Genomic DNA, 22,066 nt, shown 5'->3' on the forward strand with positions numbered 1-22,066 from the left:
GTGTCACCGGTCTGCGTTCGGTGCGGCGGGGCCAGTTCCCAGTGGTCGAACCCCGGCTCGGCCCCGCAGATCCTCAGGACCGGTGGGCCGGATCGGGAGGTCCAGATCGACGCCCACCCGGACGGGCCCGGTGGGCCGCTGCATCCGAGGGATCCGGCCGGAGGGCCGGAGGTCGGCAACCGGTAACTGACCGGCCTGCCGCAGTTGTGTTGGGCACACGCTACCCGACTCGGGGCCCCGGCACGCGAACACCCCCTCAGGAAGGCTCCTGAGAGGGTGTTCGAAGCGCTCTGGCGGCGGGTTCCGTCGGATGCCGACGGAACCGTCTGCGAGACGGTGGGCCAGCGGCGCAGTGCGCCGCCGGGCCGGTTCTATCGCCGCAGGCCGAGCTCGGCGATGACGGTCCGGTACCGCTCGACGTCGTTGTTCTTCAGGTAGTCCAGGAAGCGACGGCGCTTGCCGACCAGCATCAGGAGGCCACGCCGGGAGTGGTGGTCCTTCTTGTGCACCTTGAGGTGCTCGGTCAGGTGGTTGATGCGGTCGGTCAGCAGCGCGATCTGCACCTCGGGCGAACCCGTGTCGGAGTCGTGCTTGCGGAACTTCGCGATGGTGTCGCCCTTGGGCGGGAGGTTCGTGGGCTCCCGGTTGGTCATCTGGATCTGCTCCTGTGGGTGTCGGACCCTGCTCCCCGAACCGTCGGTGTGGCGTGGCCCTCGCGGGCCGGCGCCGCCGCGGGGACGGAGAGCGGTCCCCGACGTCCGTCGGGGAACGGACAAGCTACCAGTCAGGACGCGTCCCGCTCCACCGCGGGCGGCTCGGGCTCCGCCGGGCGGGGGTGCTCGACCCGCCAGCGGTACCGGGGCTTGCGGTGGCGACCGACGACCTTGCGGCGGCCGTCGGCCGGATCGAGCTCGAACACCCGGGCGCCCGGCGCGTAGCAGGCCCGCCGGATCTGCTCGACGCCGGGGGTCTTCGAGCGGACGCCGGCGGACCGCAACGTGCGCCGGATGCCGTCGCCGAGCGGGCCGTCGAGCATCTCGGCGATGATCGCCGGCAGGGTCTCGGGATCGGTGAGCGGCCAGGAGTGGCCCGCCCCCTCGACCGTCACGAGCGTCCCCTCGGTGCGGCGGGCGGCGTCCACCGAGGTCCGGTGCGGCACGGCGATGTCCCGGGCGCCGTGCATGGCGATCACCGGCACCTCGCCCGCCTTGACCGCGTCGAGGGCGTAGCGGCTCGAGCGGGTGCGCAGGATCGACATCATCGGTCCCATCAGCCGCCACGGCTGCACGACGTGGCCCGCCACGGTCGGCACCGCGAGGCGCATCAGCTTGAACGCCTGGCGCGGGTCGCTGAAGGCCGGGGCGACGGTGAACGAGTCGAGCACGAGCAGGGCGCCGACGACGCCGAGCAGCGGCGGGGCGACGCGGAACAGGTAGACCATGCGGTCCCACGTGTCGCCGACGATCGCGTCGATGAGGATGACGGCCATCGTCCGGTCGGGCCGCTCGGCCGCCAGCCGGGTCACGAGCTGGCCGCCCATCGAGTGCCCGGCGAGCACGTAGCGCTCGATGCCGAGCTCGTCGATGCAGCGGCCGAGGAGGTCGGCGTAGTCGTTCATGGCCTGCCCCGACAGCGGCAGGCCCTGCGTGGCACCGTGGCCGGCCGTGTCGATGGCGATCACGCGGAAGCCCATCCCGACGAGCCGGGACAGCGACTGGGCGTAGAGGAACCCCTCGGCCGAGAAGCCGTGGACGACGACCAGCGGGACGCCCTCGCCGGCCACCGTGACGCCCACGAGGTGGCCGTCGGCCAGCGTGATCTCGTGGCGGGCGAGGCGCGGCACCTCCACGGCGCCGGGGGCGACGGGTTCGTCCCGCACCGGCCCTTCGATCGGGTCGACGATCTCGCTCGCTTCGATGTTGCTCATGGGTGCAGTGGGGCCGCCCGCGCGACCGCTGCACCACGGTACCGAACCGGGCTCAGGAAACGGCGTTCTCAGCGCAGGTTGAGGAGGCGGGCGGCCTCGTCGCAGTCCGCCCGGAGCTGCACGGTCAGCTCCTCGACCGACGCGAACCGGGCGTCGGGGCGGATCCGGTGCGTGAAGCGCACCGCCACGTCCCGGTCGTAGAGGTCACCCGCGAAGTCGAGGGCGTGGACCTCGAGCAGCGTCATGGCGGTGTCGTTGTAGAAGGTGGGCCGCTTGCCCACGTAGACCGCGGACGGCAGGACCTCGCCGGTGTCGCGCAGCTCCATCTCGCCGGCGTAGATGCCGTCGGCCGGCATCAGCATCTCCGGGCGGATCGCCACGTTCGCCGTGGGGAACCCGAGCGTCCGGCCACGGGCGTCGCCGTGGGCGACCGGTCCGCGCATCTCGTGCGGTCGGCCGAGCATGGCGTTCGCGTCCGCGAGCCGGCCCTCGATCAGCGCCCGGCGGATCGCGGTCGACGACACCTGGGCGTCGTCGCGGGCCGCATGGCCGTCGGGGCCGACCAGCTTGTGGCCGTGCACGCCGAAGCCGAGCGCCTCGCCCTGCTCCTCGAGCAGCGCCACGTTCCCCCGGCGGCGGTGGCCGAAGTGGAAGTCCTCCCCCACCACGACCTGCTTCGCGTTCAGGCACCCCACCAGCACCCGGTCGACGAAGTCCTCGGCCGACTCGGCGGCGCGCTGCTCGTCGAAGTGCACGACGAGCACGTGGTCGACGCCGGTGTCCTCGAGCAGCTCCAGCTTCTGGTCGAGGTCGGTCAGCAGCAGCGGTGCGGAGTCGGGCCGGATCACCTGGGCCGGGTGGCGGTCGAAGGTGACCACGGCGGAGCGGTGGCCACCGGCGGCGGCGCGCTCGCGCACCGCGGCGATGACCGCCCGGTGGCCGAGGTGGACGCCGTCGTAGGCGCCGATCGTGACGACGGTGCCCTCGGGCGGCGCCGGACAGCCCCCGGGGCCCTCGACACCGGAGTGCACGTCGACGAGACGGTGGACCTCCACGGCGGGCGAGGCTACCGCTGCGTCACGAGAGGACGAACGCCGGCTTGACCGTCGCGCCGCGGTGCGGCTCGTACACCGCGAGCAGCGCGCCCGCGCCGTCGAGCACGGCCCACGGGCCGCCGGCCTCGTCGGGCAGGCCCATCCGATCCCGCCCCAGCACCTTGCCGTGGCCCACGTCGACGGCGGTCGCGGCGTCGACCTCGACCGACGCCATCACCCGGTCGATCGCCGACGGCGGGAGCAGCGCCTCGGGCGCCACGTCGTCGAGCGCGACGGCGTCGTCGAGGGCGAACGGCCCGACCGCCGTGCGCCGGAGCGCGCCGAGGTGCGCGCCGCCGCCGAGCGCAGCGCCGAGGTCGGCCGCCAGCACGCGCACGTAGGTCCCCGCCGAGCACTCGACGGTCGCTCGCCACACCATCGGGTCGTCGGTCGCCGACACGTCGAAGCGGCGCACGGTGACCGGCCGGGGCGGCCGGTCGACCACCTCGCCGCGCCGCGCTCGCTCGTGGAGGCGCTGGCCGTCGATCTTGATCGCCGAGACCATCGGCGGCACCTGCATGAGGTCGCCCGTGAGGTCGGCCGCCGCCGCGGCGACCTGCGCCTCGGTCGGCGCCGCCATGTCGTGGGTGGCGGTGACGGTGCCGTCGGCGTCGAGCGAGTCCGTCTCGACCCCGAGCCGGATCTCCGCCTCGTACGTCTTGGGCAGCCCGCCGAGGAAGTTGAGCAGGCGCGTCGCCCGGCCCACGCCGAGCACCAGGACGCCCGTGGCCATCGGGTCGAGCGTCCCGGAGTGGCCCACCTTGCGGGTGCCGAGCAGCCGGCGGCACCGGGCCACCACGTCGTGGCTGGTCCACCCGGACGGCTTGTCGACCACGCAGAGGCCGGTTGGCCCGGTGGGCCCGGACCCCGCGCTCACCGGTCGGCGTCGCCCGCGCCGGCCTCCTCGCCGGTGTCCGCCGTGGCGTCGTCGGAGGACCCGGTGCCCATGTCGCGGAGGATCTCGTCGACGCGGAGGGCGGAGCGCAGCACGTCGTCGTGGCGGAACGTGATCTGCGGCGTCTTGCGGGCCCGCACCTCGCGGTTCACGACCTGCTGCACCTTCCAGCGCTGCTCGTCGAGCGCCTCGGCCACCTCGTCGAGGCGGCCGTCCTCCTCGGCCTGCAGCGACGAGTAGAAGACGTCGGCGTGCTCGAGCGAGCCGTCGACCTTGGCGTCGGTGATCGTCACCAGCTCGAGGCGCTCGTCGCCGATGCGCTCGAGCTCGGACGCGACGACCTCGCGCACCAGCTCGCCCAGCCGGTCGGTGCGGCTGAACTGCCGCGGGGCGCGGCGAGGGGCTGCGGTGCGTCGACGGGCCATGCGCCATTGGTACCACGCCGGGTCCCGGCGGAGGGACCGAGTTGAGCGCCGCGGCGGGGCACCTGCGCGACCCCTGAGGGCGGCCTCCGACACGAGCCCACGGGACGTGGGCGCGACCGCGCCGATGGTGCACACTGGCCCGCCATGGAGGGGACGCCACCGACCCCGCCCCCGTACACGGGGCCCGCGGCACCGCCGTCCGCGCCGCCGTCGCTGCCCTGGACCGGGCCGGCGCCGGCGGGTCCTCCCCCGCCGCCCGCCGCGCCGCCGCCCACCGGGCCTCCGGGGGGCGGTCCCCCGACCGCGCCCCCACGCCCTCCGGGGCCCCCACCGACCCCACCGCCGGCACCCCCGCAGCCCGCACCGGAGCAGGCGCCGACCGGCGACCCGCGCCACCGGCCGTGGGGCATCGCCGCCGCCGCGGCGATCGGCGCCGCCGTCGCCGTCGTGGCGCTCGACGCCGCGCCGACGGGCTGGGACCTGGCCGACGCGGTCGAGCGGGCGGCCCTCGTGGCGCTGTGCGCCCTCGCCGGCAGCCGGGCCCGTCGCTGGACCTTCCTCCCGCCCGCGGTGCTGGCCGTCGCGTGCGGGGGGCTCGTCGGCCGGGTGGCGGGGGCGGCCGTGGTCGTCGCCGCGCTCGGTCTGCTCGTCCTGCACCGGCGCCACCGCGTCGCCGGAGCGGTGCTCGGCGCCGGCGCCGGCATCGCCGTGCTCGACCTCCGGTGGCCGTCCACGCCCGTCGAGACCGCGCCGCTCCTGACCGTCGCCCTCACCGTGGCGGCGCTCACCCCGATGCTCGTCACCGGCTACCGCCGGAGCCGCAGCCGGACGCGGCGGCGCGTCCGACTCGTCGCGGTCGGCCTCGCGGCCTTCGCCGTGGTCGGGCTCGCCACGGCCGGGCTGTTCGCCCTGCAGCAGCGCGACGCCGTCAACGAGGCCGTCGAGCTGACGCGCACCGCCGTGGACGCCGTCGGCGGCACCGACCCGGCCGACGCCCGCCGGAGCTTCGAGGACGCCTCGGCGGCGTTCCAGGACGTCGCCGACTCGGCAGGCTCGTGGTGGACCGCACCGGCCCGCGCCCTCCCGGTCGTCGGCTCCAACCTCGAGGTGGTCCGCACGGCGGCGAGCTCCGGGGCGCGGCTCAACGAGGTGGCCGCGGACCTGACCGAGTCGGTCGACCAGGAGCAGCTGCGGCGCCCGGAGGGCGGCATCGACCTGACCGTGCTCGCCTCGATGGAGGCACCGGTGTCGGCCGCCTCCGACGCGCTGGACGAGGCCCGCGCCGAGCTCGAGGACGCCCGCTCGCCCTGGCTCGTCGGCCCGGTCTCGGACCGCCTCGCCGAGTTCGACCGGGAGCTCGACCGCACGAGCGACACGGCCGAGGTGGCGCAGCTCGCCGTCGAGCGCGCCCCGGCGATGCTCGGCGCCGACGGGCCCCGGCGCTACCTCCTGCTGCTCGGCAACCCGGCGGAGACCCGCGACCTCGGCGGCCACCTCGGCAACTGGGCCGAGATCGTCGTCGACGACGGCGTGGTCCGGCTGGTCGAGGTCGGGACGCCCTACGACCTGTTCTCGCCCGGCACGGCCCCGCCCCCGACGATGACCCCCGGCGCGTACCCGCAGTCGCTCGTCGAGATGCGGCCCCAGTACTTCCCGCAGAACTGGGGCGGGAGCGCGGACCTCCCCACCGTCGCCCGGCTGGCCGCCGAGCTCTACCCGCAGGCCCGGCCCGGGGCCCCGCTCGACGGCGTGTTCTACGCCGATCCCGCCGCCTTCGCCGCGCTCCTCGACCTCACCGGCCCGGTGCCGGTGGCGGGCACGGACCGCACGATCTCGGCCGACGACGCGGTCGAGTTCCTGACCCGCGAGCAGTTCGCCGTCATCCCCGACAACGGCGATGGGTCACGGGCGCTCGACGATGCGATCCAGGAGGCGTTCGAGCGCTTCACCCACACCCAGCTCCCGTCGCCGCGCCGGCTCGGCGACCTGTTCGGCCCGGTGGTGGCCGAGGGCCGGCTGCAGTTCGCGTCGCTGCACCCCGAGGACGACGCCCTCCTCGACCGCCTCAGCCTGCTCGGCACGGCGACCCGACAGGACGACCACGACCTGCTCGCCGTGCTGTCCCGCAACGCCAACCCGTCCAAGGTCGACGCCTACCTCCGGCGTGAGGTCACCTACGACGTGAGCTGGGACCCCGACACGGGCGAGACGCGGTCGCGGGTCACGGTGCGGCTCACGAACGACCTCCCCGAGGGGCCGCTGCCCGCCGTGGTGACGCAGACGCCGCCCGGGGTGCCGCCCGGGACGAACCGCACGGTCCTGTCGATCCTGTCGCCGCTCTCCTCGCGGGCGGCCACCCTCGACGGCGACCGCACGGGCGTGGGCACGCAGCGGGAGACGCCGGGCCTCTGGCGCCACACCGTGCTGCTCGACCTGGCGCCCGGTGCGACGAGGACGGTCACCTTCGACCTCGACGGCACCCTGAGCGTCGACCGCTACGTCCTCGACTGGGTGGGCCAGCCCCTGGCCCAGCCCGGGACGGCGAGGGTGCAGGTCACCTCGTCGGGCGACGCCCTGGCCTCCGGCGGTGACCCCGTCGAGGAGACGTTCCCGGCCGCGGAGGACCGCCGCATCGTGGTGCACGGCGGCCGGCGGTGAATTTCGTTCGACCTTCCCGGTGCGCCCCGATGAGCGGCGCACCGGGGCGGACGGCCGCTCCGAGGTGAAGTTCGTTCGGATTTCATGCGCCGGGTGCTGGACACGGCCGGATCCGCTGAACGACAATGCACACGGCTGATCGGATGTCTCGGGCGTGTCATGGGCCCGTGCGTTGTTTGGGGGGACCCGTGAACATCGTCACACCGGCGCGAGGGTGGCTCGTGCGTTCCTTGATGGTGGCTGGACTGGCGCTCGTCGCCGCTGGCTGCGTCGACCCTGGCGGAGGCGGCGGCACGACCACCACCACGTCGTCGACCACCACGTCGAGCACCACCTCCACGACGATCGACCCGAGCTGCGCGGCCTACACGCCGTCGGGCGTGACGCTGAGCGATCCCCAGGCCTCGCCGGGTGGCTCGATCACCGTCTGGGGCAACGGCGCCGACGGCACGACCATCGAGCTGCTCCTCTCGCCGGTCGGCCCCGGCACCGCCACCGGCGTGCTGGCCACGACCCCGGTCACGGCCGGCATGTGGAACACCGTGCTCAACATCCCGGGCGACATCGCGGTCGGCCAGTGGAACGTCGTGGCCCGGGCGCAGGGCTGCACCGGCGAGGCGACGGCACTCCTCGACATCGTCCCCTGATCCGGTCCCGGCGCACGCCGGACCGACATCATCGAACCGACGGACCCACCTGTCCACGACGGGTGGGTCCGTCCGCGTCCGGGCCCCCTGCGCGCGACCGCGGACCGCCCCGACCCGAGCTCGGGTCGTCGCGAGCTCCGCTCGCGGGCCCGGCCCGACCCGGGTGCGGGCCCCGAGGGCGCCGGTGCTCGGGGCGTCCGGCGCCCCACCCGGGCGCGGACCGGCCCGGGCTCGGCGGGGCCATCGGGACCCCGGACGCGACGACGCCCTCCCGGCGGACCGGGAGGGCGTCGTGGCGTGCGTCGAGGATCGACCCGCGGCGTCAGCCCCGGGGGATCTCCCTGAGGTCGTAGGTCTCGATGATGTCGCCCTGCTTCAGGTCCTGGAAGTCCGAGAGGCCGATGCCGCACTCGAAGCCGGCCTGGACCTCGCGGACGTCCTCCTTGAAGCGGCGCAGCGACGAGATCTCGCCCTTCCAGATGATCGTGCCCTCTCGGAGGAACCGCACCTTGGAACCACGGGTGATGGTGCCGTTCTGCACCATGCAGCCCGCCACGGCGCCGATGCGGGGCACCCGGAAGACCTCCCGGACCTCGGCGTCGCCAGTGACGACCTCCTCGAACTCGGGCTCGAGCATGCCGACCATGGCGGCCTCGATGTCCTCGAGGAGCTTGTAGATCACCTCGTAGGTCCGGATCTCCACGCCCTCGAGCTGCGCGAGCTCGCGGGCCTGGCGTGCCGGTCGCACGTTGAACCCGATGATCGTGGCGCTCGACGTCGCCGCCAGCTGGATGTCGGACTCGGTGATGCCGCCGACGCCCCGCAGGACGAAGCCGATCTTCACCTCGGGCCGCTCGAGCTTGCGGAGGCTCTCGGTGAGCGCCTCGAGCGAGCCCTGCACGTCGGCCTTGACGATGAGGTTGAGCACGGCCTGCTCGCCGGCCTGGATCTGGGCGAAGATGTCCTCGAGGCGGGCGCCGTGGGACATGACCGAGGCGTCGCGGCCCCGGGAGGCCTCCCGATGCCAGCGCTCGCGGGTCTCGGCCACGGCCTTGGCCTTGCGCTCGTCGGGGGCGACCACGAAGTCGTCACCCGCCTGCGCCACGTCGGAGAGGCCCAGCACCTCCACCGGGGTGGACGGGCCCGCCTCCTTGACCTGCTCGCCCTTGTCCGTGACCAGCGCCCGGACACGGCCCCACGCCGGACCGGCGACCAGCGGGTCGCCGACCTTGAGGGTGCCCCGCTGGACGAGGATCGTGGCCACGGGGCCACGACCCATGTCGAGGTGGGCCTCGAGCACGGTGCCCTGCGCCCGACCCTCGGGATCGGCCCGCAGGTCCTCGAGTTCGGCGACGACCGTCAGGTTCTCGAGCAGCTCGTCGATGCCGACGTTCTGCAGCGCGGAGATCTCGCAGACGATCGTGTCGCCGCCCCACGCCTCGGGCACCAGGTCGTGCTCTGCGAGCTGCTGCAGCACGCGGTTGGGATCGGCGTTGTCCCGGTCGATCTTGTTGACCGCGACCACGATCGGCACCTCGGCGGCCCGCGCGTGCTGGATGGCCTCCAGCGTCTGGGGCATCACGCCGTCGTCCGCCGCGACGACCAGCACGACGATGTCGGTGGCATCTGCGCCGCGGGCCCGCATGGCGGTGAAGGCCTCGTGACCGGGGGTGTCGATGAAGGTCAGGGGCTTGCCGTCCTTGACCACCTGGTACGCACCGATGTGCTGCGTGATCCCGCCGGCCTCGCCGGCGACCACGTTGGCGTGGCGGATCTGGTCGAGCAGCTTGGTCTTGCCGTGGTCGACGTGGCCCATGACCGTGATCACCGGCGCGCGGTGGGGCAGCGACTCGTAGTCGACGTCCTCGTCGTCGGGCAGTGCGAGGACCTTCTGGAGCTCGACCTCCTGCTCCTCACCGGGATCGACCAGACGGAACTCTGCGCCCACGTCCGTGGCGAAGAGCTCGATCATCTCGTCGCTGAGCGACTGGGTGGCCGTGACCATCTCCCCCTGCTGGAGGAGGAAGCGCACGACGTCGGCCGCGGTGCGGTTCAGCTTGGGACCGAGGTCCTGCGGCGTGGACGCACGCTCGAGGACAGTGACCCCCTCCGGCACCGGCGCGGTGGCCGGCGTGTAGGTGGGGATGTCCATCGGCTGGAGCTCTTCGCGGTTGCGACGGCGCCGACCCTTGCGTCGGGGCGGGCGCGGGCCGCCGCCGGGACCGCGACCGCGACCGGGGGGACCACCGGGACCACCGCCGGGGGCGGGGAAGCCACCGCCGCCGGGACCGCGGTTGAAGCCGCCGCCGGGACCACCGCCCGCGGGGGCGCCGCCTCCGGGGCGGGGACCGCGGCCGGGAGGGCCGCCGGGCGAACGACCGGGACCGCCCTGTCGGGTCGGCGCGGGACCGCGACCGCCCATGCCGGGCGGCGGCGGGATCGGCTTGCCCGACCGCGACAGCGGCGGACCGGGCGGCGGCGGGATCGGCTTGCCCGACGAGGACAGCGGCGGGCCCGTGGGGGCCTCGGTCGGCGCCGGGGCGGCGGCGGCCGGAGGCGCAGCAGCCGGCGGGGCGGCCGCCGCGCCCTCGGGGGCGGGACCGTTGGGCCGAGGGGCCTGCGGCGCCCGGGCGGCGGGCGCCGCGGGTGCGGAGGGCGGCGGGCCGGACGGACGGGGCGCCGCCGGGCGCGGTGCGACCGGCGCGACGTCGGCCTCGACCGGACGGGGCGCGGGACGCCCGCTGGCGGGCTTCGACGACACGACCTTGCGGGCCGGCTCGGCGACCTGGGGGGCCTCGGCGGCGGGCGCCGGGGCGGGCTCGGGTGCGGGCGCCGGCTCGGGAGCGGCGACGACCTCGGGTTCGGGCGCCGGCTCGGGAGCGGGGGCCGGGGCGGGCGCCGGCGCCTCCTCGGCGGCGGGCGCGGCCTTCTTGGCGGCGCTCTTCTTGGCCGCCGCCTTCTTGGCGGGCTTCTCCTCGACCGGCTGCTCGTCGCGGATCAGGCCTTCGCGCTCGGCCTTGCGACGGACCTGGTCGGCGTACGCGCCGTCGAGCGACGAGGAGTGGCTCTTCACCCCGTACCCGAGCGCGTTGCAGAGATCGATGCACTCCTTGTTGGTCAGACCGAGCTCCTTCGCGAGCTCGTAGACGCGCAGCTTTGCCAAGACGTTCCGTTCGTTTCAGGTCGTTGTCGTTGCGGGTGACCGCCGTCCGGGCGCGTGAGGCCCCGTTGGCGGCCCTCCATCCAAGCACGGATCGGGCCGTGTTTCGAACCACATCGGTCACAGGCGCCGCGTGGTGGGCAGGGCGACCGGCCGAGGTGGCTCAGCCGCCACCCCCGAGCTCGGGGGTGTCGCGGAGCCGTGCCAGGTCCGCTCCAGTCAACGGCGCGCGCAGCGCCCTCGCCAACGCGGCCCGCGCCCCGCGGTGTCCGACGCAGCCCGGGCCGGGGCACAGCCACGCCCCCCGGCCCGGACCGGGTCCGGTGACCGCGCCCGCTCGCACGCGGACCAGCTCGCCCGCCGGCCCCGGCGCCGGCACACCACGCAGGTGCGGACCGGCGGGCCCGAGCGCCGGGTCAGTCGGCGCCGCCGGCCTGCTCGGGCTCGGGATCGCCCTCGGCGACGCGCGCCGTCGGCCGCCGCCTCGAGCTCGGCCTCGACCTCTTCGGCGGCGACCTCCTCGAGCTCGGCCTCCTCCTCGTCGACCTCGGCCTCGGCGATCACGTCGGTGACCTCCTCGACCGCCTCGGCGACATCGCTGGCCAGCTCCTCGGCGACGGCCTCCTCGACCGCCTCGACGTCGGCCTCGGCCTGGGCGGCCTCCCACTGCTCGAGGGTCCACGCGGGCGAGCCGTCGCTCGGCTGCCACATCTGCTCACCGGTCTCAGGATCGACGATCCACGCACCCTCGGCGTAGGCATCGGTCCCGTAGGTGCGCTCGTAGGCCTCCTGCTCCGCGATGTCGGTCTCGGAGCGGATGTCGATGCGCAGCCCCGTGAGCCGGGTCGCGAGGCGGGCGTTCTGGCCCTCCTTGCCGATCGCGAGCGACAGCTGGAAGTCGGGGACGATCACCTCGGCGGTCCGGCTGACCTCGTCGATCCGGACCTCCTTCACCTTGGCGGGCTGGAGGGCCTTCATCACGAAGTCGTGGCGGTCGTCGCTGAACGGGACGATGTCGATCTTCTCGCCCCGCAGCTCGTTGACGACCATGCGGACGCGGGCGCCCCGGGCGCCCACGCAGGCGCCGACCGGGTCGACGTTCTGGTCGTTCGACCAGACGGCGATCTTGGTCCGCTGCCGGGTTCGCGGGCGCAGGCCTTGATCTCGACGATGCCGTCGGCGATCTCGGGCACCTCGAGCTCGAAGAGCCGGCGGATCAGGCCGGGGTGGGTGCGCGACACCACGATCTGCGGGCCCTTGACCGTGCGACGGACCTCGACGATGTACGCCTTGACCCGCTCCCCCGGCTCGGGGCGCTCGTAGTTGACCTGCTCCGACTGCGGCAGCAGCGCCTCGACCCGACCGAGGTCGAGCAGCGTGTAGCGGGCGTCGGACTGCTGGATGATGCCGGTGACGATGTCGCCCTCGCGGCCGGCGTACTCCTCGTACTTGAGCTCGCGCTCGACCTCGCGGATGCGCTGCGACATCACCTGGCGCACGGTCTGGGCGCGCGATGCGACCGAAGTCGTCGGGCGTGACGTCCATCTCGGGACCGGTCGGCAGCTGGTCCTCGTCGAGCTCCTGGGCGAAGACGCGCATCTCGCCCGTCTCGGTGTCGATGTTGACCCAGACGAACTCGTAGTCGTCGTTCTGCTTCTTGTAGGCCGCCTCGAGCGCCTCGGCCAGCGCCGCGAACAGCGCGTCCTTCGAGATCCCGCGGCTCTCGGCCAGGGCGTCGAGCGCCTCCATCATCTCCGGGTTCATGGCGTGCCCTCTGCTTCCTCGTCGAGATCGGGTTCGTCGGTGTCGGTCGTGGTGGGTGCGGTCACCGCCGCGCCCCGGGCGCCCCTCTGGCCCTTCGCGCCCTTGGCGGCCTGGGCGCCCTTGCCCGGCTTCGGCGCGGCCTCCCACACGAAGACCGTGCGGGCGGAGGTGATGTCGTCGATCGGGACGGTCCGCGGCTCGCCGCCCTCGGGCGTGACCGTGATGGCGTGGTCGTCCGCGGCGCTCAGCGTGCCCTCGAGCCGCCGGTCGCCGTCGACCCCGGGTCGGAGCTTGACCTTGACCTGCTCGCCCACGGCGCCCTGCAGGTGCTCGGGCGTCCGGAGCTTGCGCTCGAGGCCCGGGCTCGACACCTCGAGCAGCGACGCCGAGGCGAACGAACCGTCCTCGTCCATCGAGCGGGAGATGCGACGGGAGGCGTCGGAGAGCGTGTCCACGTCGACGCCACCGGGGCGGTCCAGCAGCACCCGCAGGGTCCCGCTGACGTCCTCGATGTCGTACACGGCGACGGCCAGCTCGTCGGCCACTGGCGCGACGAGGCGCGCGAGCCGATCAGCCGTCGTGGTCACCGTGCACCTCCTGCGTCGCTCGATCGTCACCTCGCACCGGGCTGGTCCCGGCGTCCGGATCATGCAAAAGGCGTGGGCAACGCCCACGCCTCCCGGAATCCGGACACGGCGATCATAGCGGGTGGCGGACCCGGCCCGCGGATCGGGTCCGGGCCCGGCCCGCGGATCGGGTCCGGACCCGGCTCGCGGATCGGGCCCGGTCGCGGCCCGGGCGGCGAGCTCGGCCGGGTCAGTAGGCCCGGGCGACGACGGCGACCAGATCGGGGTCGTCGACCGAGCGCGGGACGCCGCCGTCGGCGGTGACCAGGCAGCGCACGGTGACGGCGTCGGCCGCCAGGGTGGCCACCCCGCCGTCGGCCAGCGCCGCCCACGGGATCCGGGCGAACCCCGTGGCGGCGGCCTCGACCGCCTCGGCGACCGTGGCCACGTCGACGGTCCGCGACTCCCGCAGGGCCAGCGCCTGGTCGTGCAGGTCCTGCTGGATCGACGTCAGGAGCTCGGGCACCCGGGTCGGGAGCTCGGCGATGGGCACCGGCACCTTGCCGGGCTGGTCCCGCCGGACGACCACGACCTGGCCCTCGGCCAGGTCGCGGGGGCCGACCTCGATGCGGACGGGCACGCCCTTGAGCTCCCAGTCGGTGGCGCGGCGCCCGAACGGCGTGCTCACGCGGTCGTCGAGCTTGGCCCGCACCCCGGCGGCGGTGAGCTGCCCGATGAGGTCGCGCGCCGCGTCGGCGACGCCGCCGTCCTCGTCGCGGACGACGAGCACCACCGCCTGCACGGCGGCGAGCCGGGGCGGGACGCGCAGGCCGTCGTCGTCGCCGTGGGCCATGATCAGCCCGCCCATCATCCGGGTGGACGTGCCCCACGAGGTCGTCCAGCACAGCTGCTGCGTCCCCGACTCGTCGAGGTAGTCGATGTCGAACGCCCGGGCGAAGTTCTGGCCGAGCTCGTGGCTGGTCCCCATCTGCAGGGCCTTGCCGTCGCCCATCATCGCCTCGCACGTGAGGGTGTTGGTGGCGCCGGCGAAGCGCTCCTCGGGGATCTTGACGCCGGTGATCACGGGGATGGCCAGGACCTCGACCATGAAGTCCTTGTAGACGTCGGAGAGGATGTAGCGGGCGTAGTCGCGGGCGTCGTCCTCGGTCGCATGGGCGGTGTGGCCCTCCTGCCAGAGGAACTCGCTCGTGCGCAGGAACGTGCGGGGCCGCAGCTCCCAGCGCACGACGTTGGCCCACTGGTTCAGGAGCAGCGGCAGGTCGCGGTAGGACTGGATCCACTTCGCCATGAACTCGCCGATGACGGTCTCGGACGTGGGCCGGACCACGACCGGCTCCTCGAGCTCCTTGCCGCCGCCGATCGTCACGACCGCCAGCTCGGGGCTGAAGCCCTCGACGTGCTCGGCCTCGCGCTGCAGGTACGACTCGGGGATGAACAGCGGGAAGTAGGCGTTCTCGGCGCCGGCCGCCTTGATGCGGGCGTCGACCTCGTCGACCATCCGCTCCCAGATCGCGTAGGCGTAGGGCCGGATGACCATGGTCCCGCGCACGGGCCCGTTGTCGGCCAGCTCCGCCTTGTTGAGCACGTCCTGGTACCACCGGGGGAAGTCCTCGTCCCGGGGCGTCAACACCGGCGCCTTCTGCCGTCCCTGCTTCGCTGCAGCCATGGCGGCGGAGCCTACCGGTGGCCCACCGCAGCGGACGCGGCCCCTTTCCGGCCGGCCGGTCGCCCTACGCTCGGGCGATGGCTCGATCACCGCTCAAGGTCGCCGGCGCGATCGCCCTCGGAGCCGGCCTGGTCGCGATCGGCGGCATCGCCGGGCTCGGGTTCGCCGGCCGACGCATCCGCGAGACGGCGCACCCCGACACCGACGCGCTGCTGCCGCCGCCCGACGACGTGACCCACCGCACGGTGACGTCGGCCGACGGCGCGGAGATCCACCTGGCCGAGCGCGGCGAGGGCCGGCCGCTCCTGCTCCTGCACGGCGTCACCCTGCAGTGGTGGGTGTGGGGGGCGCAGTTCAACACCCTCTCCGACCGCTACCGCGTGATCGCCTGGGACATGCGGGGCCACGGCCGGTCGACCGTCGGCCGCGACGGCATCACGCTCGAGGCCGTCGCCGACGACGTCGCCGCCGTGCTCGAGCAGCTCGACCTCCGCGACGCCGTCGTCGTCGGCCACAGCATGGGCGGCATGGCGCTCGGGCGGTTCTGCGCCCGCCACGAGGACCTCATGGTCGAGCGGTGCGGCGGCCTGATGTTCCTGGACACCAACGCCGCCACCCTCGTGCTGCCGGCCCTGCTCGAGGGCAGCACCCGGGCGCAGGAGATCGTGCGCCGGGCCGCCTACGCCGGGACGAGCCGACCCCGGGTCCGCTACGCCTGGCCCGACACGAACGCGTCGCTGCTCATGGTTCGCACCGCGTTCGGACGGGAGCCGAGCGCCAAGGCGGTCGAGGACGTGCGCGGGATGCTCGCCGAGATGGACCACGACCACCTCGTCGCGGCGGGCCGGGCGATCGTCGACCACGACGTCCGCAAGGACCTCCGGCACGTGAAGGTGCCGGCGATGGTGGTGGTGGGCTCCGCCGACCTGCTGACGCCGGTCAGCCAGGCCAAGGTGCTCGCCTCGGCGATGCCCGGATCGGTCATGCACGTGCTGCCCGGCGTCGGCCACCAGACGATGCAGGAGGCCCCGGCGCGCTTCGCCGAGCTCGTCGACGAGCTCGCCGCCATGTCCGACTGACCGCGCCCCCGGGTCGCCGATCGAACTTGTACGCCCAGGTCACCCATCGAACGGTGTATGCCCGGGACTCGACCTTGTACGCCCGATGTCGCCCATCGAACTTGTACGCCCGGGTCACGCATGTGGCGCGTGGCGTACGAGATCGCCGGCGATCGGTGGACTTGTACGCCCGAGTCACGCATGTGGCGTGTGGCGTACAAGTTCGGCGGGGGGCGGCGGGCCAGGTCAGTCGACCGGCGTCGGCGCCGGTGGCCGGGTCAGTCGAAGCGCTTGTGGATCAGGTCGACGCGCTGCTCAGAGGCGTTGGCGTCGGCGCCCTGCTCGTCGAGCAGGGCGGCCCGGTCCTTCTCGGCCTCACGGCGAGCCTTCTCGACGTCGACGCGGGCCAGCGCGGCCTCGGTGCCGTGCTCGGCGATGAACTCCGCCCACTCGACCAGCGTGTCGACCATCTCGCCCTCGGGGACGACGGCGACGTTGGTCCCCTTCACGAACAGGTGCCCGCGGTGGCGCCCGGCGGCGATGCCGATGTCGGCGTCGCGCGCCTCGCCGGGCCCGTTCACCACGCAGCCCATCACCGCGACCTGCAGCGGCAGCTGCTTGTCGGCGAGGGCGTCGCGGGCCTCCTCGGCCACCTTGATCACGTCGATCTCCGCGCGCCCGCAGCTCGGGCAGGCGATGAGGTCGACGTTCTTGCGCTCGCGGAGCCCGTAGGCCTCGAGCAGCGCACGACCGGCCCTCGCCTCCTCGACGGGGTCGGCGGTGAGCGAGTAGCGGATCGTGTCGCCGATGCCCTCGGCGAGCAGCGTGCCGATCCCGGCGGTCGCCTTGATCAGCCCGCCCGGCAGCGGACCGGCTTCGGTGACGCCGAGGTGCAGCGGGTGGTCGGTCGCGTCGGCGAGCTGGCGGTAGGCCTCGATCATCAGCGGGACGTTCGACGCCTTCACCGAGATCTTGATGAGGTCGAAGCCGACCTCGTCGAAGTACGCGATCTCCTGGAGCGCGGACTCGACCATGGCCTCGGGCGTCACCCGGCCGCCGTACTTGGCGTAGAGCGCCGGGTCGAGCGAGCCGCCGTTCACGCCGATGCGGATCGGCACGCCGCGGTCGCGCGCCTCGGAGGCGACCGCCTTGATGTGCTCGGGCTTGCGGATGTTGCCGGGGTTGAGGCGGAGCCCGTGGACCCCGGCCTCGAGCGCGGCGAGCGCCATCTTGTACTGGTGGTGGATGTCGGCGACGATCGGCACCGGGCTGCGGGGCACCATGCGGGCGAGCCCCTCGGCCGCCGCCATCTCGTTGCAGGTGCAGCGCACGATGTCGCAGCCGGCCGCGGCCAGCGCGTAGATCTGCTGCAGGGTGCCGTCGACGTCCGCCGTGCGGGTCGTCGTCATCGACTGGATCGAGATGGGCGCGCCGCCTCCGACCGCGACGGATCCGACCTCGATCTGTCGGGTGCTCCGACGGGGGAAGGTGACGGCTCCGGCGTCCACGTGTCTCAGCCTACGGGCGGTCGCCCGATCAGATGGAGACGCCCTTGGTGAGGTCCAGGTACGTGGCGGCGATGAACAGCAGCCCCAGCACCATGATCACCGGATAGGCGACCCTCACCATGTTCGTGACGTCGGACAGGTATCGGCGGGTCTGGCGGCGGCGCATCTCCTGGGCCTTCTCGTAGACCGCGATCGCCACGTGGCCGCCGTCGAACGGCAGCAGCGGGATGAGGTTCAGCACGCCGAGCATGATGTTGAGGCCGATCAGCAGGCCGACGATGTTGCTCCAGCTCTCGGCCGTCAGCTCCGAGCCGAACAGCACGATCCCGAAGATCGACACCGGCCGCTCCGCGCTGGCCGAGCTGCCCGACTGGGCCGCCGGCGTGGGCGTGTCGACGGTGTCCTGCGGCTCGGACCCGGTGGCGGTCGAGGCCAGGAAGTCGACGATGTTCGGCGGCCACAGCACCTTGGCGGTCCCGGCGACGGTCGTGCCGATGTACCGGCCGAACTCGGTGACCGACGACCCGACCGCCGTCGGCAGCGAGTCGGTGATCAGCACGGACTGCTGGCCGACGCCGAGGAACGCGGCGGGCGGCGTGGTGTCCACCGCCTTGCCGAGGTCGACGCTGTGCTCGGAGCGGGCACCGGCGTCGTCGACCGTCGTGACGGTGAAGGTGCCCTCGTCCAGCGCGTCGCCGGACGCCACGGCGCCGGACACGTCGGCCGACGTCGGGACCGCGGTGCCGTTGATCGCGACGACCTGCTCTCCGGCCACGAGACCGGCGCCGTCGACCTGGCCGTTCGACCGCACGGCGCCGACCACGAGCTCGGAGCCGTTGTCGACGAGCTCGAGGTCCTCGCCGATGGTGCCGATCACCCGGGTCCGCTGGGACAGCGTCACCGGCACCGTCTGCTCCTGGCCGTCGCGGCGGATGACGACGTCGACGGTGCCCGGCTCCTCCTTGGCGATGAGCGAGCGGAAGTCGTCGTAGGTGTCGATCTGCTGCCCGTCGAAGCGGACGAGCTCGTCGCCCTCCTTCAGGCCTGCCGCCTCGGCGGCGCTGCCCGGGGAGATGCTGCCGATCTGCCATCGGTCGCCGTCGGGGTGGCCGATGAACGCGAACTGCACGACGAGCAGGACGAACGCGATGGCGAAGTGCATGCTCGAGCCGGCGACGGCGACGGCGAGGCGATTGTGGAACGGCGCCTGGCGGTACGTCCGGGCCTCGTCGCCTGGATCGACCTCCTCCATGGCGGTCATGCCGGGGATCTTCACGTACGCGCCGGCGGGGATCGCCTTGATGCCGTACTCGGTCTCGCCACGGCGGAACGACCAGATGCGCGGGCCGAAGCCGATGAAGAACTCCGTGACCTTCATGCCCGACCACTTGGCGGCGATGTAGTGCCCCAGCTCGTGCAGGAAGATGATCACGACGATCGCCAGGATCACGATGACGATCGGCAGGCCCCGCCAGATCCCGAGGCCGGCCAGCAGCGCGACCAGCGCGCCGAGGCGGAGCGCCCGCGACAGCGGCGTGCCCATGACGCCGGCCATCTCGGCCTCCTCCTGGGCGAGCATGGCGCCGGTGTGGCCGGGCTCGGTGCCGGGGGACGCGCCGGTCGAGGGGGACGGCGCGGCCGGATCCGTCGGATCGGTCGGGGTGCCGGCGCCCTCGTCGTGGCGGGGGTCCTGGATGGTCACGCCGCCACCTCCCGGTCGAGCAGCTCCGTGGTCAGCGCCCGGGCCGCGGCGTCGGCCGCGAGCACGGCGTCGAGCGAGTCGGCGGCGCTGCCGTCCCAGCGGTCGAGCGCCCGCTCGACCAGGTCGGCGATGCCGCTCCAGGCCACCCGGCCGTCGAGGAACGCGTCGACCGCGACCTCGTTGGCGGCCGACATCCACGCCGGGGCGGTGGCGCCCTCGCGGCCGGCGCGCTCGGCCAGCGCCAGGCACCGGAAGGTCCCACGGTCGGGCGGCTCGAACGTCAGCTCGAAGGACCGGGTGAGGTCCATGCCGCCGAACGGCGTCCCGATGCGGTCCGGGTAGGCCAGGGCGTAGCCGATCGGCAGGCGCATGTCGGGCATCGACAGCTGGGCGATCGTGGCGCCGTCGGTGAACTCCGCCATCGAGTGGACGATCGACTGCGGGTGGACGACGACGTCGATGTGGTCGTAGTCGACGTCGAACAGCTCGTGCGCCTCGATCACCTCGAGGCCCTTGTTCATGAGCGTCGACGAGTCGACCGTGATCTTCGGGCCCATGCTCCACGTGGGGTGGGCCAGCGCCTCCTCGCGGGTGACGCCGGCCAGGTCCTCGGCGGTGCGACCGCGGAACGGGCCGCCCGAGGCGGTGAGCACGATCCGGGCGAGGCGCCGGGTGCCCTCCCCCGCCCGCAGGCACTGGTGGACCGCGCAGTGCTCGCTGTCGACCGGCACGATCTCGGCGCCGGGCGTGTCGCGCACCGTCCGCACCACCGGGCCCGCGGCGATCAGCGACTCCTTGTTAGCCAGCGCGAGGCGCTTGCCCGCCTGCAACGCGGCCATGGTGACCGGGAGCCCGGCGAACCCGACGACCGCGTTGACGGTGACGTCCGCGGTCGCCGCCGCGGCGGCCATGGCGTCGGGACCGCCATCGACCTCGATGTCGGCGGGCACCAGCTCGCGCAGCTCGGCGGCGCGGGACGCGTCGGCGACGACGACGAGCTCGGGCCGCACCCGTCGGGCCTGCTCGGCGAGCGCCACCACGTCGGACCCCGCGGCCAGGGACACGATGCGGAACCGGTCCGGCTCGGCGGCCACGACGTCGAGCGTCTGGGTCCCGATGGAGCCCGTGGAGCCCAGCAGGGCGACGGAGGTCATGCGGTGGTCATCGTACCGACGGGTGGACGCCGATCGCCGTGCGGCGGTGGGGCGCCCGGCAGTCCCCTCAGGCGTCCGGCATCGCCGCAGGGGGCGGTCAGCCCCAGATGTCGAACAGCAGCGTGACGAAGTAGGCGGTCGGCAGCACGAACAGCAGGGCGTCGAAGCGGTCCATGACGCCGCCGTGGCCCGGCAGGATCGTGCCGAAGTCCTTGATCCCGAGGTCCCGCTTCACGAACGACTCGCAGAGGTCGCCGATCGGCGCCACCACCGCGCACAGCAGGGCGAAGACGAACACGCGGAAGATGTCGCCGCCGATCGGGGCGATGCCGAAGAAGCCCACGACGACGACGGTGACGACCACCGCCACGATGACGCCGCCGGCGGTGCCCTCGAGCGTCTTGTTCGGGCTGGCGGCCGACAGCGGCGTCCGTCCGAAGTAGCGACCGATGAAGTAGGCGCCGATGTCGTGGCTCACGGCCACGATCACGGCGGCGATGATCACGCCGATGCCGATGTTCGACGACGCCCCGGCGTCCTCGAGGACCTTGCCGAGACCCAGGAACAGCGTCGCGAACGACCCCAGGAACCCGATCCACATCACGCCGAGGAGGGTCACGCCGAGGTTGCGCACCGAGTGCTCCCCCGGTTGCACCCACAGGTACCAGAGCAGACCCAGCACGACCGTCAGCGTGAGCACGATCGGGTACGCGTCGAGACCCGACGTGTACGTGGCGATCATCAGGCCGACCGTGGACACGAGGCCGAGCAGCCCGGCGGGCTGGAAGCCACGGGTCTCGACCGTGCCGAAGTACTCGAACGCGGCGGCGCCGACGACGAGGCACGCGAGCACGGTCGTCGCGAGGCCGCCGAGCTTGAAGCACAGCAGGCCGACGGCGACGAGCACGACGCCGACGGCGATCGCCGTGACGAGGTTGCGGTCGCCGCCCACACCGCCGTCGTCGGAGGGCGGGCCGCCGTAGTACCCGTCGTCCTCCTCCTCCTGCGCCGGTGGGCGGGTCCGCGTGCGCGTCCGGCGCGTCGAGCGGCGCTCGTCGATCGCCATGACGTCGTCGTCGGGGGCGAACGCCTCGATGGGGTCGCGATCCGCCTCGGAGTCGAAGAAGAAGTCGTCCTCGGGATCGTCGAGCGGGTCGTCGCCGCCCCCGAGGGCGCCGAGGCGCGGCGCGTCGTCGAGGAGGTCGTCGAAGTCGGTCTCGACGTGGCGCTCGCCCTCGTCACGCCAGCGCGGCGCCGAGCCGAAGCTGCCGGTCGGCTCGTCCTCGACGACGTCGTCGCCGATGACGACCTTGGGGACCTGCCCGGTGGGCGGTTCGGTCCAGTGGGGCAGCACGAACGAGTCGTCGGGGGCGGCGAACGGGTCCTCCGCGCCGGGCTGCTCGGTGCCCCAGTCGGGCACCTCGTCGGCCGGCGCGTAGGGGTCGGGCTCGTCGGCCGGCTCGAGCTCGTACTCGTCCTCGGCCGGCAGGGCGCGGGCGTGGCCGTAGCCGCGGGTGCCGGGCTCGTCGTCGGCCCAGCGCGGCTCGTCGGAGCGGGGGCGCACCACCGGCACCTCGCCGAAGCGATCCGCCGGGTCGTCGCCCTCGTCGCTGGTCGAGATCCGCACCGTCGGCAGGGCCTCGTCGGGCTCCGGCTGGTCGGGCCGGTCGCCGTAGCGCTTCTCGCCACGCCGCCGGCGGCGGGCGACGTCGGGCCGGCCGGCGGCCTCGGCCGCCTCCTGGGCGCCGATGATGCGCACGCCCTCGGAGCGCGGCTCCTCCACCCGACCGGGATCGTCGTGGTCCGTCATCGCAGTCCTCC

The 22,066-nt window shown here is 73.8% G+C and carries 16 protein-coding genes and 2 pseudogenes; 3 read left to right on the forward strand and 15 right to left on the reverse strand.

The genetic code is table 11. The features are described from left to right. Nucleotides 1–371: 371 nt before the first annotated feature. The 5 genes from rpsO to rbfA all read right to left on the reverse strand — a co-directional run bounded on the left by rpsO (nt 372) and on the right by rbfA (nt 4,341). Nucleotides 372–653 carry a 30S ribosomal protein S15 gene (rpsO, locus tag LH044_RS04745; protein WP_227758652.1) on the reverse strand — a complete coding sequence of 94 codons (282 nt, stop codon included), beginning with the start codon at nt 651–653 and terminating at the stop codon, nt 372–374. Nucleotides 654–784: 131 nt separating this feature from the next. After that, a complete protein-coding gene (locus LH044_RS04750) occupies nt 785–1,927 on the reverse strand; it encodes an alpha/beta fold hydrolase (RefSeq protein WP_227758653.1) in 1,143 nt (380 codons plus the stop codon). 68 nt (nt 1,928–1,995) lie between these two features. Then, complete coding sequence (locus tag LH044_RS04755; protein ID WP_227758654.1) at nt 1,996–2,982, reverse strand: bifunctional riboflavin kinase/FAD synthetase; 987 nt, start codon at nt 2,980–2,982, stop codon at nt 1,996–1,998. 22 nt (nt 2,983–3,004) lie between these two features. Further along, nucleotides 3,005–3,856, reverse strand: coding sequence for a tRNA pseudouridine(55) synthase TruB (truB, locus tag LH044_RS04760; RefSeq protein ID WP_255626091.1), 852 nt, complete (start codon nt 3,854–3,856; stop codon nt 3,005–3,007). A gap of 38 nt (nt 3,857–3,894) precedes the next feature. Further along, the gene (gene rbfA / locus LH044_RS04765) at nt 3,895–4,341 is read right to left on the reverse strand and encodes a 30S ribosome-binding factor RbfA (RefSeq protein ID WP_227758656.1); all 447 of its coding nucleotides are present in this window, start codon (nt 4,339–4,341) and stop codon (nt 3,895–3,897) included. Nucleotides 4,342–4,788: 447 nt separating this feature from the next. Between rbfA and LH044_RS04770 the strand changes: the two genes are divergently transcribed. Then, nucleotides 4,789–6,999: a DUF4012 domain-containing protein gene (locus tag LH044_RS04770; protein WP_227758657.1), complete on the forward strand. Its 2,211-nt coding sequence runs from the start codon at nt 4,789–4,791 to the stop codon at nt 6,997–6,999. A gap of 221 nt (nt 7,000–7,220) precedes the next feature. Continuing rightward, nucleotides 7,221–7,646 (forward strand): hypothetical protein, encoded by a 426-nt coding sequence (locus tag LH044_RS04775; protein ID WP_227758658.1) that lies wholly within the window; start codon nt 7,221–7,223, stop codon nt 7,644–7,646. Between the two features lie 322 nt (nt 7,647–7,968). Here the strand turns inward: LH044_RS04775 and infB are convergent, their stop codons facing one another. The 6 genes and pseudogenes from infB to proS form a co-directional block, all read right to left on the reverse strand. Next, complete coding sequence (gene infB / locus LH044_RS21880) at nt 7,969–10,809, reverse strand: translation initiation factor IF-2 (RefSeq protein WP_304512040.1); 2,841 nt, start codon at nt 10,807–10,809, stop codon at nt 7,969–7,971. A 216-nt stretch (nt 10,810–11,025) separates the two neighbouring features. Next, nucleotides 11,026–11,856, reverse strand: a complete 831-nt coding sequence (locus LH044_RS04795; RefSeq protein WP_508619040.1) for a hypothetical protein — start codon at nt 11,854–11,856, stop codon at nt 11,026–11,028. Nucleotides 11,857–11,871: 15 nt separating this feature from the next. Further along, nucleotides 11,872–12,293 (reverse strand): annotated as a pseudogene (gene nusA, locus LH044_RS04800) (transcription termination/antitermination protein NusA); the annotation flags it as partial. Nucleotides 12,294–12,447: 154 nt separating this feature from the next. Next, nucleotides 12,448–12,570, reverse strand: a pseudogene (locus LH044_RS04805) (NusA N-terminal domain-containing protein); the annotation flags it as partial. Continuing rightward, nucleotides 12,567–13,157 (reverse strand): ribosome maturation factor RimP, encoded by a 591-nt coding sequence (rimP, locus tag LH044_RS04810; protein WP_227758659.1) that lies wholly within the window; start codon nt 13,155–13,157, stop codon nt 12,567–12,569. The pseudogene LH044_RS04805 and the gene rimP, both read right to left, overlap by 4 nt. 229 nt (nt 13,158–13,386) lie before the next feature. Continuing rightward, nucleotides 13,387–14,823 (reverse strand): proline--tRNA ligase, encoded by a 1,437-nt coding sequence (gene proS / locus LH044_RS04815; protein WP_227758660.1) that lies wholly within the window; start codon nt 14,821–14,823, stop codon nt 13,387–13,389. Nucleotides 14,824–14,900: 77 nt separating this feature from the next. Here proS and LH044_RS04820 point away from each other — a divergent pair, with 77 nt between their 5' ends. Continuing rightward, nucleotides 14,901–15,902, forward strand: a complete 1,002-nt coding sequence (locus LH044_RS04820) for an alpha/beta fold hydrolase (RefSeq protein WP_227758661.1) — start codon at nt 14,901–14,903, stop codon at nt 15,900–15,902. A 257-nt stretch (nt 15,903–16,159) separates the two neighbouring features. Here the strand turns inward: LH044_RS04820 and ispG are convergent, their stop codons facing one another. From ispG to LH044_RS04840, 4 genes are all read right to left on the reverse strand, one after another. Then, nucleotides 16,160–17,389, reverse strand: a complete 1,230-nt coding sequence (gene ispG / locus LH044_RS04825) for a flavodoxin-dependent (E)-4-hydroxy-3-methylbut-2-enyl-diphosphate synthase (RefSeq protein WP_227758662.1) — start codon at nt 17,387–17,389, stop codon at nt 16,160–16,162. A 28-nt stretch (nt 17,390–17,417) separates the two neighbouring features. Further along, the gene (locus LH044_RS04830; RefSeq protein ID WP_227758663.1) at nt 17,418–19,091 is read right to left on the reverse strand and encodes a site-2 protease family protein; all 1,674 of its coding nucleotides are present in this window, start codon (nt 19,089–19,091) and stop codon (nt 17,418–17,420) included. Continuing rightward, the gene (dxr, locus tag LH044_RS04835; RefSeq protein WP_227758664.1) at nt 19,088–20,245 is read right to left on the reverse strand and encodes a 1-deoxy-D-xylulose-5-phosphate reductoisomerase; all 1,158 of its coding nucleotides are present in this window, start codon (nt 20,243–20,245) and stop codon (nt 19,088–19,090) included. Before dxr ends, LH044_RS04830 begins: the two co-directional genes overlap by 4 nt. 97 nt (nt 20,246–20,342) lie before the next feature. After that, the gene (locus LH044_RS04840) at nt 20,343–22,055 is read right to left on the reverse strand and encodes a phosphatidate cytidylyltransferase (RefSeq protein ID WP_227758665.1); all 1,713 of its coding nucleotides are present in this window, start codon (nt 22,053–22,055) and stop codon (nt 20,343–20,345) included. Between the last annotated feature and the right edge of the window lie 11 nt (nt 22,056–22,066).

Origin of the sequence: Dermatobacter hominis (genome assembly GCF_020715685.1) — a bacterium.
In the GTDB taxonomy this organism is placed as follows: domain Bacteria; phylum Actinomycetota; class Acidimicrobiia; order Acidimicrobiales; family Microtrichaceae; genus Dermatobacter; species Dermatobacter hominis.

Coding starts and splice junctions, on each gene's coding strand:
- proS (WP_227758660.1), bottom strand. CDS start 14,823: ATGGCTGCAGCGAAGCAGGGACGGCAGAAGGCGCCGGTGTTGACGCCC.
- LH044_RS04820 (WP_227758661.1), top strand. CDS start 14,901: ATGGCTCGATCACCGCTCAAGGTCGCCGGCGCGATCGCCCTCGGAGCC.
- rbfA (WP_227758656.1), bottom strand. CDS start 4,341: ATGGCCCGTCGACGCACCGCAGCCCCTCGCCGCGCCCCGCGGCAGTTC.
- LH044_RS04840 (WP_227758665.1), bottom strand. CDS start 22,055: ATGACGGACCACGACGATCCCGGTCGGGTGGAGGAGCCGCGCTCCGAG.
- LH044_RS04795 (WP_508619040.1), bottom strand. CDS start 11,856: ATGGTCGTCAACGAGCTGCGGGGCGAGAAGATCGACATCGTCCCGTTC.
- dxr (WP_227758664.1), bottom strand. CDS start 20,245: ATGACCTCCGTCGCCCTGCTGGGCTCCACGGGCTCCATCGGGACCCAG.
- LH044_RS04750 (WP_227758653.1), bottom strand. CDS start 1,927: ATGAGCAACATCGAAGCGAGCGAGATCGTCGACCCGATCGAAGGGCCG.
- rpsO (WP_227758652.1), bottom strand. CDS start 653: ATGACCAACCGGGAGCCCACGAACCTCCCGCCCAAGGGCGACACCATC.